Raw genomic sequence first — 12074 nt, forward strand, 5'->3', positions numbered from 1 at the left:
GCGACGACAGCACGTAGCCGCGCACCGGGAGCCGAGCCCGGCGGCTCCGGACTACGCCTGGTCGCTCGTCGACCGCTCGATGACGTTCCGGATGTGCTCACGCATGGCCGATTCGCCGGCCGCTGCGTCGCCGCTCTCGAGAGCGTCGATGATCGCCTCGTGCTCGCCGATCGCTTCCCGGACGTCGGTGACGCCCCGGTGGACCATGCGTCGCAGCCGATGCACCAGCGAACCGAGATCCTGCGACATCTCCATCAGGTAGCGGTTCCCGCAGTGACGGAAGATCACCTCGTGGAACTCGCGGTCGCGGGCGAAGTAGTCCGCAGCCAGCGACACGTCGCGCCGCCCGGAGTCGAGCGCCGTGATCACGGCCTCCCCGGCGCGGCGGTGCTGTTCCTGTGCGGCGCGCAGCTCGGGGAGCAGCGCCGCCGGGGACGCGGCCGCGGCGAGCCGGACGGCGGTGCATTCGAGCATCTCGCGCGCCGTGAACAGTTCGGCCAGCTGATCCTGTCCCAGCGGCGGAGAGACCCGGTATCCCTTGCGGACCGTGCGCGTGACCAGGCCCGTGCGCTCCAGCTGGACCAGGGCCTCGCGCACCGGGGTGGGGGAGACGTCGAGTTGCTCGGCGATGGTGCTGATCGACAGGCGCGCGCCCGGAGGGGCGTCGTCGCGCAGCAGCATCTCCAAGATGCTGTCGTAGACGTATTCACGCAGGTCAGAGCGAGCAGGACTGCGGGACGTCGGCATGAGGGAACTGGCCGGCACCCCGGGCTCGTCGCGAGTTTCCATGCCCATGAGGGTAGCCGTGTCCCGATGGTCGGACGGGCGTCATCGCGCTTGACGTAGATCGTAGATCGTATATTCTCTACGAGATCGTGTTGCGTGGCGCACGCCGCGAATCGCATCGCGCACTCATCCCCTGGCACTCACCGTCGAGCCGGCCGTGCCGGAGTCGCTCAGCCGTTCGTCCTCGCCGTCCCGTGCAGGCGGTCCTGCAGACATCGAGGGCGGTCGGTCGCACCGTCAGCACGGCGCCCCGCGCCGAACAGCACACGAGAGGACACACCATGCCACGCGAGGTTCGCACGGTCGCCGTGCTCGGCTCCGGCTACATGGGAGGAGGGATCGCGCAGGTCTTCGCCGCGGCCGGATTCACCGTCCAGCTGGCCGACCAGAGCGCCGAGGTGGCCGCGGCTGCCCGCGACCGCCTCGTCGCCCAGAGCCGCCAGTTCGAGGCCCGTGAGCTCTTCGCCTCGGGCGCGGCAGACGCGGTCGACCGTCATCTGCACGCCGCCGACTCCGTGGAGGAGGCCGCCGGTCAGGCCGACCTCATCATCGAGGCCGTGTTCGAGGACGTCGACGTCAAGAGCGAGGTCCTCGAGCGGGCCTCCGCCCATGCACGCCCAGACACGATCATCGGCACGAACACCTCGACCATCTCGGTGAACACCCTGCGATCCGCCGTGACCGCCCCGGAGCGCTTCCTGACCATCCACTTCTTCAACCCGGCACCCTTCGTGCCGGGAGCCGAAGTGGTCGCGAGCGAGGACACCGACGAGGCCGTCGTCGAGGCCGTCGTGCGTGTGCTCGAACGCGCGGGAAAGCGCCCCGCCGTGGTCGGGGACACTCCGGGCATGGTCGTCAACCGCATCCAGTACGCCATGGTCAGCGAGGCCTTCCGGGTCGTGGAGGAAGGCGTGGCCTCGATGGAGGCCATCGACACCCTGGTGCGCAACAGCTTCGGATTCCGGCTCGGCCTGGTCGGACCGTTCTCGATGGTCGACCAGGCGGGTGTCGACGTCTACGCCAAGTGCTTCGGGATACTCCGCGACGCGTTCGGCGACCGCATGGCCCCGCCTGCCGCGCTGGAGTCGGCAGTCGCCGAGGGCGCGCTCGGCATGAAGTCCGGCCGGGGTTTGCTCGGCGAGTACGACGAGGACACCCGCGCCGCGATCCAGGGCTACCGCGACCACGCGTACGTGCGGATGCAGGGACTCCAGGACGATCTCGGCGCCCCTCCCTCCGCCGGCGCCACCCAGCACTGACCCACTCCCACCCCAGCCCAGCCCAGATTTCCACGCGATCAACGGAGACGACGTGACCGACGCGACCATGCCCGTCATCAAAGCCGACCCCTACGTGCGCGACACGAGCAAGATCCTCGAGCCGCCACGGGGCTGGAGACCCTCGCTGAGATTCCTCGGTCCCGGAATGGTCACCAGCGCCGCCGTCGTCGGTTCCGGTGAGCTCATCACCGCCACCGCGCTCGGCGCCGAGGTCGGGTTCATCCTGCTGTGGGTGATCCTGCTGTCGACCATCGTGAAGGTCGGCGTCCAGATCGAACTGGCCCGCTGGAGCATCTCCACCGGGAAGTCCTCGGTCACCGGCTACAACGACGTCGCCCCGAAGCTGTTCGGCAGGAGTTGGATGACCTACCTGGGTCTGCTGAACTTCACCCAGGGCATCATCGGGCAGGGCGGGGTGCTGTCGGCCGCAGCCTTCGCGTTCTCCGCCGCCCTGCCCGTGCTCGGCGCACCGCTGTCGGCCCCGTCCCTGGCGTTCTGGATCATCGCCATCGTCGCCGCCACCATCGCGATCCAGGTGACCAACAAGTACGAGCTCGTCGAGCGGCTGTGCACCGTCCTGGTCGTGGTCGTCACCGGTTGCGTGCTGGCTCTGGTCATCGGCCTGCAGTTCACCCAGTTCTCCTGGACCCTGATGGACGTCGGCCAGGGGCTGTCCTTCCAGCTCTCGGCCGGCGCGATGGGTCTGGCCCTGGCCGTCTTCGGCTTCACCGGCATCGGCGCCGACGAGATCACCAAGTACACCTACTGGTGCGTCGAGAAGGGCTACGCCGCCTGGGCGGGACCGAATGACGGCTCCCAGGAGTGGGCCGACCGCGCCCGCGGGTGGATCTCCGTGATGAAGAAGGACGCCTGGCTCTCGTGGGTCATCTACACCGTCTCGACGGTCGCGTTCTACGTCCTCGGCGCCGCCGTGCTGCACCCCCAGGGACTGCGGCCCGAGGGCACCGACGTCCTGGCGACGATCTCGCGGATCTTCACCGACACCCTCGGCACCTGGGCGGAGGTGTTCTTCCTGCTCGGCGCCGGGGTCGCCCTCTTCAAGACGGTGCTGGCCAACACGCCCGGCTTCGCGCGCCAGATGACGAACACCCTCGCCATGGTCGGTGCGTTCCGGTGGGAGGACGCCGCGGCGCGTGACCGGTGGGTGCGGATCTTCATCGTCGGCCTGCCTCTGGTCTGGGGCGGATTCGCCTACGGGCTGCAGGCACCGCTGACGATGGTGATCGTCGCCGGCATCGTCAACGCCTTCTGGCTGATGGCGGTGGTGATCGCGGTGGTCTACCTGGGACGGACGCAGACCGACGCGCGGCTGCGCGACGGATGGGCCTTCACGGTCTACTTCGCCCTCTCCGCCGTCGTCGCGTTCGGCATCGGCATCGTCACGCTGATCGACCAGTTCTGAGCCATGGACGCTCGTGACCTGTCACTGAACTGCTCGCTGTCGCTGCAGTCCACGCCACCGCGTGAGCGCGCCGCTCGGGCGAGAGACCTGGGCTTCGAGGCCGTCGAGTTCTGGTGGCCGTTCGCGGCCCAGCACCCCGACGAGAGCGAGATCGCCACCTTCGTCGACAGCATCCGCCGCGCCGAGGTCGAGCTGGTGCTGCTGAACTTCCCGGGTGGCGGGCCCTCGGTCGACGACCGCGGTCTGCTGTGCGTGCCGGGGCGGGAGGACGACTTCGCCCGTGCGGCGGAGACGGCGATCGGCGTCGGCCGGCGCCTGGGCGTGCGCCGGTACAACCCCATGGCGGGCAACCTCGCCGAACCGGGGCCGCCGACACCGGAAGAGTTCGAGACGGCGCTGCACAACCTGGTGCGCATCGCCCCGATGGTCGCCGCCAGCGGGGCGCGGATCGTGCTGGAGCCGCTCTCCGGGTTCGCCCGTGCCGCGTTGACCTCGTTCGCGGACGCCCGGACGCTCGCTGTGGAGGCCCGCGGCGCGGGAGCTTCCGATGTGGACGTCCTGCTCGACATCTATCACGCGGCGGTCCAGCGCGATGCCGTTCTGGAGGGGGGCATGCCCGACCCGGCGCTGATCGGCCACGTCCAGGTGGCCGACGCCCCCGGACGCGGGTGGCCAGGTACGGGCGAGCTTCCTCTGCGGACCTGGCTCCAGGATCTGCGCCGTCGCGGTTACCAGGGCAGGATCGGCATCGAATGCTCCGGGGAGCAGCCGCTCTCGGCCCGCGAGGTCGCTTCGCGACTGTGAGCGCTATCGTCCGCTCGCCTGGCCGAATACGGCCGGCGAAGGGCGGGAGAGCCCGACTGCGCGCACCGAAGGGACCGCAACCGAGGGCTCCGTGAGAAGATGCGCCGTCGGAACCGCCACCTCTGTGCGCCGCATGCCTCGACCCCAGGAGCCCCAGTGCCCACCACCGAACAGCTCGACGCGATCACCTATGAGGATCTGACCGCCACCGGCGCCACCAAATGGGTCCGGGGCGACGGCGTGATCGGCGCGTTCGTCGCCGAGATGGACTACGGCGTCGCCCAGCCCATCACCGACCGTCTGCACCGCGAGGTCGACCGCGGCGCGTTCGGATACCTGCCCGGTGACCTGAAGGCGGAGATGCAGGCGGCCACGGCGGAGCTCGTGCGGCGCCATGCCGGCTGGGAGGTCGCGCCCGAGGACATCCACGAGATGCCTGACGTGATCACGGTGTACCAGGCGGCCATCGACTCGTTCACGTCTCCGGACTCGAAGATCATCGTCCCCACCCCGGCCTACATGCCCTTCCTGCTGCTGCCGCCGCTGATCGGGCGCGAGGTCATCGAGGTCGAGATGGCGCTGGATGCGGAGACGAACCAGTACCGCTACGACCTCGAGGCCCTCGAAGCGGCCTTCGACGCCGGCGGGGAGCTGCTCGTGCTGTGCAATCCGGGAAATCCCACCGGGCGCGTGCTCACCCGCGAGGAGCTCGAGCAGATCGCCGAGCTCGTGGACCGCAAGGGCGGCCGGGTTTTCTCCGACGAGATCTGGATGCCACTGGTGCTCAGCGGCTCCCACATCTCCTACGCCTCCCTCAGCGAGACCACTGCGCACCACACCATCACGGCCGTCGCCGCCTCCAAGGCCTTCAACCTTCCGGGCCTGAAGTGCGCCCAGATGATCACCAGCAACGACGCCGACCGGAACCATTGGCGGGCCGTCGGCCACTTCGTCGAGCACGGCGCCGCGAACCTGGGCCTGGCCGCGACCTCTGCCGCCTACACCGAGGGCGAAGGCTGGCTCGGCGACATCGTCGAGTATCTGCGGCGCAACCGCGACGAGCTCTCCGCCCTGGTCGCGGAGCTGCTGCCCCGCGCCACGGTCACCACGATGGAAGGCACCTACGTCGCCTGGCTCGATCTGCGTGCCTACGACGTCGACGGGTCCCTGCACTCGTACCTGCTCGAGCACGCGCGGGTCGAATGCACCGACGGCACGGCATGCGGGCGGGCCTGGGACGGGTACGTGCGATTCATCTACGCCATGCCGCGCCCGCTGATGGTCGAGGCGATCACCAGGATTGCGAGGGCCCTCGACCCGTCATGAGGTCTCCGTCGGCGGACGGAACAGGAACTGCGGGACGAGGTCCTCGGCGATGCGACGGTCCACGCCGACGCCGTACAGGGAGCCGACGAGCTCCGGGCGGAGCACGTCCTGTGGTGGACCGTCGGCCTGGACCCGGCCGCCTGCCAGCACGATCACCCGGTCGCAGTAGCGGGCGGCGAGGTTGAGATCGTGCAGCACCACCACGGTGGCCGCGCCTTGCTCGCGCACGAGGGTGAGCACCTGGTGCTGGGAGCCGATGTCCAGATGGTTGGTGGGCTCATCCAGCAGCAGCAAGCGTGCCTGCTGGGCGAGCACGCGCGCCATCAGCACGCGCTGGCGCTCGCCGCCGGAGAGGCTGCCGAACTCCTGGCGGGCCAGCTGCTCGGCGCCGGTGCGGCGCAGGGCGTCGGCGGCGACGGCGAGGTCCTCCTCGGTGCGGCCGCCGAAGGATCCGCGATGGGGGATGCGTCCCAGCAGCACCACGTCGGCCACGGTCAGCGGGACATCGCCGGGCGCCTCCTGCGCCATCACCGCGATCTGCCGGGCGCGTTCGCGGCTCGTGCACGAAGCCAGATCCTGGCCGTCCAGCAGCACCCTTCCGGACCGCGGCACCAGTGCCCGGTGCAGGATTCTCAGGGCGGTCGTCTTGCCGCTGCCGTTGGGGCCGACGAGGCCCACCACCTCGCCCTCGCCGGCGGTGATGTCCACCCCGCGCAGCACGGCGTGGGCCCCGAAAGCATGGTGCAGCCCGGTGGCCTCCAGCAGCGGCCTCACGCGGCGGGCTCCTGCTCGGCCAGCCATGTGTGGATCCGCTCCAGGCCGTCGACGACCAGCGGTGAGGCTGGTTCGCAGAAGTTGAACAGCAGCGGCAGCACCGTCTGCTCCGTGACGGCGCGCAGGTTCGAGAGCCGGTCCGAGGCGACCATCTCCTCGGCGATCTCGCTGCCATCGCTCTGTCCCTTGTGGAGCACGATGACGACGTCCGGATCCGCCTCCAGCAGCGGCTCGGCGCCGACCTCGAAGACGCGCTCGGCGGTGTCCTCGAAGACGTTGGCGAGACCCAGGGCGTCCAGCTGCGCGGTGACCATGCTGGCGGCGCCGTAGGCGTACAGCGGGCCGCCGCCGACCGACGGGTACAGCACCGCGGCGGTGCGGGCGGCCGACGGGCTCTGCTGCGCGGCGGCGGTGACCGCGTCGATGCGCTCGTGCAGCTCGGTGGTAAGCCGCTCGGCCGGCTCCGCGCGGTCCAGAATCTGCCCGTACACGGCGATCTCCTCGTCGAGCTGCTCGAAGCTCGCGCGCTCGGTGCCGGCGCAGAAGACGTTCTGGACCAGCACCTCGGCGCCCGCGGCCCGCATGCCCTCCCGGGTGATGCCATCGGGCAGGCCCAGCACCAGGTCCGGCTGCTGGGCGATGACCAGCTCCTGGGAGATCTGGAGGTGGCCTGCGGCGTCGACGTCCTCCGACAGCGCGGGGATCTGCTCGATGCGGGCAGAGAGCTCCTCGCTGTAGTAGCCGGGGGAGAAGGTCCCCGCGCGGCCCACCACCAGATCGAGCGCCCCGAGGCCGTCCAGTGTGGTCACGGGGGCGGTCTCCAGCAGCATGATCCGCTGCGGCGGGGCATCGAAGCTCAGCTGGCTCTCGCAGTTCTCGATCTGCAGTGGGAAGCGGGTCGCGGTGGTCTTGCCGCGGTCGTCGGACCCCTCCGCAGCGGACCCACCCGCGCCGGTGCCACCCGCGCCGGTGCCGCCCGCGTCCGAAGCTTCCGTGGCCGAGCCGCCGGAGCAGGCGGCCGTCCCGAGCGTGGCGAGGGCGGTCAGAGCGGTGAGGGAGAAGCGGCGACGGTCCATGGGACCTCCGATCACGGTGCGGCGGGAGTGAGGGGCGAGGGTGTGCGGGGCGGGGAGAGTCAGGAGCGGAGTGGGATGCGACAGGTCTGGGGCGGGAGGGGGCGGGACGGTGCGAGAGATGAGCCGCGCGGGCCGGCTCAGTGTCGCTGGGCGTAGAGCCGGCGCACGAGGACCAGTAGGAACGGGGCGCCGACGGCCGCGGTCAGCACGCCGATCGGCAGCTCCTGCGGCGGCATGATCACACGGGCCAGCGCGTCGGCCCACAGCAGGAACAGCGCGCCCAGCAGCGCGCTCGCCGGGATCAGCACCCGGTGCCGGGCGCCGACCACCCGGCGAGCAAGGTGCGGGATCACCAGGCCGACGAACCCGATCGCGCCGGCGCCGGCGACCGCCGCCGCGGTGCACATCGAGACCACCACCACGAATCCGATGCGGGCGCGGTCGGGGTCGATGCCCAGGCCGTGGGCGGTCTCGTCGCCGGCGCTGAGGGCGTCGAGGGTGGTGGAGAAGAAGGTCAGCACGGCGGCGCCGAGCACCGCGGCCGCCGCGGCGAGGGCGAGGAACGCGTTCCACTGCGCGAGCGAGAGGGAGCCGAGCATCCAGAACATCACCGAGCGGGAGCCCTCCGCGGAGTCGGAGGAGAAGATCAGCAGGTTCGTCGCCGCCGAGAGGGCGTAGCCCACCGCCACGCCGGACAGCAGCAGCCGCAGCGAGGTGACGCGTCCGCCGGTGCGGGCGATCAGGAACACCAGCAGCGCCGCCCCCAGCGCTCCGGCGAAGGCGAGCACTCCCTGCGCATAGTCGCCCAGCGCTGCGCCGACGCCGAACAGGATCGCCCCGGCAGCCCCGGTGGAGGCGCCGCCGGAGATGCCCAGGATGTAAGGGTCGGCCAGCATGTTGCGCACCAGAGCCTGCAGCGTCGCGCCGCAGATCGCCAGGCAGGCGCCGACGGCCGCGCCCATCAGCACGCGGGGCAGGCGCACAGTCCAGACGATCGCGTCGGTCGCCGGATCGGCCGCGGCGGCGGCCTGCGGCGAAAGCCAGGCGGGAGCGCCGAGATGGTGGGTGAGGACCTGCCAGGTGGCGGCCGCGGGGATCGCGACGGGGCCGACGCCCATGGTCAGCACGAGGCTGGCCAGCACGGCGAGGGCGAGGCCGAGGAGCAGGAGGGTTGAGCGGCGGTCGCGGGCGCGGACGCCCAGGGAGTCCTGGGTGGGGCGATCCCTGGCGGGACCCCTATCGCGCGGCGGTGAGACAGGGTCGTGCGCGGACGGGAGCGCGATTGGGGAGCGGGCTGCACGTCCCGGGGCAACCGCGTCCGGCGGCTGCGGGACGGACGGCAGGTTCGAGGTCACTTGCATGAGGGTACAAATATCGCCGCCGGGGCACCGGCTCCGTCCGCGCCGTGACCCGAACGTGACCGGCGCGGCACCACGCCCTCACTCGGGGTGATGCACTCCTGGCAGATGCGCCGAACCCAGACGGTGCAACAGCTCATGAGCGAGGCCATCACTGATCTCGTAGCGGATCTCCCGGCCGGCACGCTCGGCACTCACCCATCCGGCCTCACGCAGCAGGGCGAGGGCGTGGGAGGTGGTCGACTCCCGAGCCTCGATCGCGCGCGCGATATCGGTCGAGCGCACTCCGGGATGAGCGTGGATGCAGAACAGGATCTGCAGCCGGCGCGGATCGGAGAGCAGCGCCATCCGAGAGGCGATCTCCTCCATGCTCCCCACGCTCGCGAGCATGTCGCGCAGCTCGCCCACCAGTGCGTCGTCCGTGGCGGCGCTCTCGCCCGTGCGGGTGTGCGTCGGGCAGTCGGGGAGAGGGCCGGTGGGCGCAGGGCTGCTCATGACGGTCACTGTAGACGCCGGCTGGCATAGCGCTCCGTGACGTCACAGCGCAGGGTGCCGCTTCCCGCGACGGAGCACACAGGCCGGCGGGCTCTCGGAAAGCGCGCAGCACGTCGCCGGATCGATTCAAGAGCTGCATTCATGAGACGGCGGGTCACGGTCGGGTCACGGCGCATTCCGCGGGAGGCGTCGGCTTCACAACATCCCTACGGTTCCCAGGTCGCGGGCGAGGCGGTTCCTCCTCTCGCCCGCGGCACGTCCCCGCACTGCTCCCCGCAGCATCCGTCCCCCGCAGAGTCTGTCCCCGCAGGCCCCGTCCCCCGAAGGAGAGGCGCGATGAGCATCGACGCCGACAACGCGACCCCCGCCAGCCCACCGCCCGGCGCTCCGGCCCCGACGGTGTCGGCCGACGCCCGCGCCGCCACCGCCGAGAGCCTCGAGGACTACACCCTCCGCTTCGCCCCGCGCTCCTACCGCCAGTGGACCCCGGCCGTGGTCGCGACCTCCGCCCTCGGAGGCATCGCCTACCTCGCCGACTTCTCCATCGGCGCGAACATCGCCCTGAACCACGGCACGATCAACGGCTTGATCGGCATCCTCGTGGCCGCCGGGATCATCTTCCTCAGCGGATTCCCGCTGGCCTACTACGCCGCCCGCTACAACCTCGATCTGGACCTCATCACCCGCGGCTCCGGGTTCGGCTACTACGGCTCGGTGATCACGAACGTCATCTTCGCTTCGTTCACGTTCATCTTCTTCGCCACCGAGGGCTCGATCATGGCCCAGGGTCTCTTCCTCGGCTTGGGGATCCCTCGCTGGATCGGCTATCTCGTCTCCACCCTGATCATCTTCCCGCTGGTCATGTACGGCATGAAGGCTCTGTCCAAACTGCAGGTGGCCACCACCCCGGTGTGGCTGGTGCTGATGGTTATCCCGGTCGCCTACCTCGTCTTCTCCCATCCCGGCTCGGTCGAGACCTTCTTCGACTACGGCGGCGAGGACGGTGAGGGCGGTGTCAGCTTCGCCGCCGCGATGCTCGCCGCGGGCGTGTGCCTCTCACTGATCGCGCAGATCGCCGAGCAGATCGACTACCTGCGGTTCATGCCGCCGCGCACCGCGGCGAACCGCCGTTCGTGGTGGGCGGCAACGATCCTGGGCGGGCCCGGCTGGGTCATCTTCGGAGCGATCAAGCAGATCCTGGGTATGTTCCTGGCTGTGTACCTGGTCGCCAACATCCCCGGCGCCCGCGAGTACGCCAACGAGCCCGTCCAGCAGTTCCTGACCACCTACGAGCAGCTCATGCCCGGGTGGATCGCTCTGGTGCTCGCGGTGATCCTGGTGGTCATCTCGCAGATTAAGATCAATGTCACCAACGCCTACTCCGGGTCCCTGGCCTGGACGAACTCCTTCACCCGCGTCACCAAACGCTACCCGGGCCGGCTGGTGTTCCTGGGCGTGAACCTGGGGATCGCGCTGATCCTCATGGAAGCGAACATGTTCGACTTCCTCGATTCGATCCTCAGCTTCTACGCCAACGTGGCCATGTCCTGGATCATCGTGGTGGCCACCGACATCGTCATCAACAAGTACATCCTGAAGCTCTCGCCGAAGAAGCCGGAGTTCCGCCGCGGCATGATCCACGACTGGAATCCCGTGGGGATCGTCGCGCTGGTGCTCTCGGCCGGTGTCTCGATCGCGATCTTCTTCGGAGCCTTCGGCCCGGCCGTCCAGCCTTTCTCCCCGCTGTTCGCCGTCGGCATCGCCGTGGTCGTCACGCCGCTGATGGCGATCGCCACCCAGGGCCGCTTCTACCTCCGCCGCACCGACGACGGCATCGAGGAGCCGATGTACGACGAGGACGGCAACCCGTCGGGCGAGACCCTGTACTGCCATGTCACCGGCATGGACTTCGAGCGGCCGGACATGATCGCCTCCGCCAAGGTGGGCCCCGAGGGTGAGAAGCTCTACCTCAGCTCCCTCGCCCTGACCACCGACCGCACCGGAGAGCATGTTCTCCCCAAGGAGTGATTCGTGAAGTTCACGCCGGCCGACACCGAGAAGCTGCTGCTGGCCACCGCGGGCATGGTGGCACGGGACCGTCTCGAGCGCGGGGTGCGTCTGAACCACCCCGAGACGGTCGCGCTGCTGAGCTGCTGGGTGATCGAGCGTGCCCGTGAGGGCCGCAGCGTCGAGGAGCTCATGGTGGAGGGCCGGCGTGTTCTGACCCGGGAGCAGGTGATGGACGATGTTCCCTCTCTGCTGGCCGACGTCCAGATCGAGGCGACCTTCCCCGACGGTCGCAAGCTGGTGACCATCCACGACCCCATCGACGGAGCCGGCGCCGGTGACGGCCCCGGCGCGCTGAGGACAGCCGACGGGGAGCGCGTCCTGAACCAGCGCGCGGAGGAGGACCGGCTGACCCTGGTATTCGAGAACACGGGGGATCGGCCGATCCAGATCGGCTCGCACATCCACCTGCCGGACGTGAACTCCGCGCTCTCCTTCGACCGCGAGGCCGCCCGGGGGTTCCGGTTCGACATCCCTGCCGGCACCTCGATGCGCTTCGAGCCCGGCGCCTCCCGCGAGCTGGACCTGGTGCGGCTCGGCGGGGCGCGCCGCGTGCCCGGCATACAGATCCGACCAGGGGAGCCCTCGGCCGACGGCAGGCAGTCGGCCCCAGCCGTTGACGGGGCCGGCCCGTCGGCGAACGGCGGATCCGCCCCGTCGCCCGCTCGCAAGAAGGAGGTGTGAG

At 70.2% G+C, this 12074-nt stretch carries 11 protein-coding genes; 6 read left to right on the forward strand and 5 right to left on the reverse strand.

Annotation, left to right across the window (positions count from 1 at the left end):
• Positions 1 to 51: 51 nt before the first annotated feature.
• Complete coding sequence (locus AC5020_RS01440; RefSeq protein WP_377018978.1) at positions 52 to 789, reverse strand: GntR family transcriptional regulator; 738 nt, start codon at positions 787 to 789, stop codon at positions 52 to 54.
• Between the two features lie 278 nt (positions 790 to 1067).
• Between AC5020_RS01440 and AC5020_RS01445 the strand changes: the two genes are divergently transcribed.
• The 4 genes from AC5020_RS01445 to AC5020_RS01460 all read left to right on the forward strand — a co-directional run bounded on the left by AC5020_RS01445 (position 1068) and on the right by AC5020_RS01460 (position 5619).
• Positions 1068 to 2045: a 3-hydroxyacyl-CoA dehydrogenase family protein gene (locus AC5020_RS01445; RefSeq protein ID WP_464986931.1), complete on the forward strand. Its 978-nt coding sequence runs from the start codon at positions 1068 to 1070 to the stop codon at positions 2043 to 2045.
• 52 nt (positions 2046 to 2097) lie between these two features.
• Positions 2098 to 3489, forward strand: a complete 1392-nt coding sequence (locus AC5020_RS01450; RefSeq protein WP_464986932.1) for an Nramp family divalent metal transporter — start codon at positions 2098 to 2100, stop codon at positions 3487 to 3489.
• Positions 3490 to 3492: 3 nt separating this feature from the next.
• Positions 3493 to 4293: a TIM barrel protein gene (locus AC5020_RS01455; RefSeq protein WP_464986933.1), complete on the forward strand. Its 801-nt coding sequence runs from the start codon at positions 3493 to 3495 to the stop codon at positions 4291 to 4293.
• Between the two features lie 156 nt (positions 4294 to 4449).
• Complete coding sequence (locus AC5020_RS01460) at positions 4450 to 5619, forward strand: MalY/PatB family protein (protein ID WP_464986934.1); 1170 nt, start codon at positions 4450 to 4452, stop codon at positions 5617 to 5619.
• Here the strand turns inward: AC5020_RS01460 and AC5020_RS01465 are convergent.
• The 4 genes from AC5020_RS01465 to AC5020_RS01480 form a co-directional block, all read right to left on the reverse strand.
• Positions 5614 to 6393 carry an ABC transporter ATP-binding protein gene (locus tag AC5020_RS01465; RefSeq protein WP_464986935.1) on the reverse strand — a complete coding sequence of 260 codons (780 nt, stop codon included), beginning with the start codon at positions 6391 to 6393 and terminating at the stop codon, positions 5614 to 5616. The two genes, AC5020_RS01460 and AC5020_RS01465, sit on opposite strands and share 6 nt — an antisense overlap.
• A complete protein-coding gene (locus AC5020_RS01470) occupies positions 6390 to 7469 on the reverse strand; it encodes an ABC transporter substrate-binding protein (protein WP_464986936.1) in 1080 nt (359 codons plus the stop codon). The genes AC5020_RS01465 and AC5020_RS01470 overlap by 4 nt, the downstream gene beginning before the upstream one ends.
• A gap of 137 nt (positions 7470 to 7606) precedes the next feature.
• Complete coding sequence (locus AC5020_RS01475; RefSeq protein ID WP_464986937.1) at positions 7607 to 8824, reverse strand: FecCD family ABC transporter permease; 1218 nt, start codon at positions 8822 to 8824, stop codon at positions 7607 to 7609.
• 84 nt (positions 8825 to 8908) lie between these two features.
• The gene (locus AC5020_RS01480) at positions 8909 to 9322 is read right to left on the reverse strand and encodes an ArsR/SmtB family transcription factor (RefSeq protein WP_377792776.1); all 414 of its coding nucleotides are present in this window, start codon (positions 9320 to 9322) and stop codon (positions 8909 to 8911) included.
• Between the two features lie 336 nt (positions 9323 to 9658).
• Between AC5020_RS01480 and AC5020_RS01485 the strand changes: the two genes are divergently transcribed.
• A complete protein-coding gene (locus tag AC5020_RS01485; protein WP_377803914.1) occupies positions 9659 to 11350 on the forward strand; it encodes a purine-cytosine permease family protein in 1692 nt (563 codons plus the stop codon).
• A gap of 3 nt (positions 11351 to 11353) precedes the next feature.
• Positions 11354 to 12073 carry an urease subunit gamma gene (locus tag AC5020_RS01490; RefSeq protein WP_464986938.1) on the forward strand — a complete coding sequence of 240 codons (720 nt, stop codon included), beginning with the start codon at positions 11354 to 11356 and terminating at the stop codon, positions 12071 to 12073.
• Position 12074: the final 1 nt, after the last annotated feature.

The sequence above is a fragment of the Brachybacterium sp. SYSU DS0246 genome, from assembly GCF_059391765.1.

Coding starts and splice junctions, on each gene's coding strand:
- AC5020_RS01440 (WP_377018978.1), bottom strand. CDS start 789: ATGGAAACTCGCGACGAGCCCGGGGTGCCGGCCAGTTCCCTCATGCCG.
- AC5020_RS01445 (WP_464986931.1), top strand. CDS start 1,068: ATGCCACGCGAGGTTCGCACGGTCGCCGTGCTCGGCTCCGGCTACATG.
- AC5020_RS01455 (WP_464986933.1), top strand. CDS start 3,493: ATGGACGCTCGTGACCTGTCACTGAACTGCTCGCTGTCGCTGCAGTCC.
- AC5020_RS01470 (WP_464986936.1), bottom strand. CDS start 7,469: ATGGACCGTCGCCGCTTCTCCCTCACCGCTCTGACCGCCCTCGCCACG.
- AC5020_RS01480 (WP_377792776.1), bottom strand. CDS start 9,322: ATGAGCAGCCCTGCGCCCACCGGCCCTCTCCCCGACTGCCCGACGCAC.
- AC5020_RS01485 (WP_377803914.1), top strand. CDS start 9,659: ATGAGCATCGACGCCGACAACGCGACCCCCGCCAGCCCACCGCCCGGC.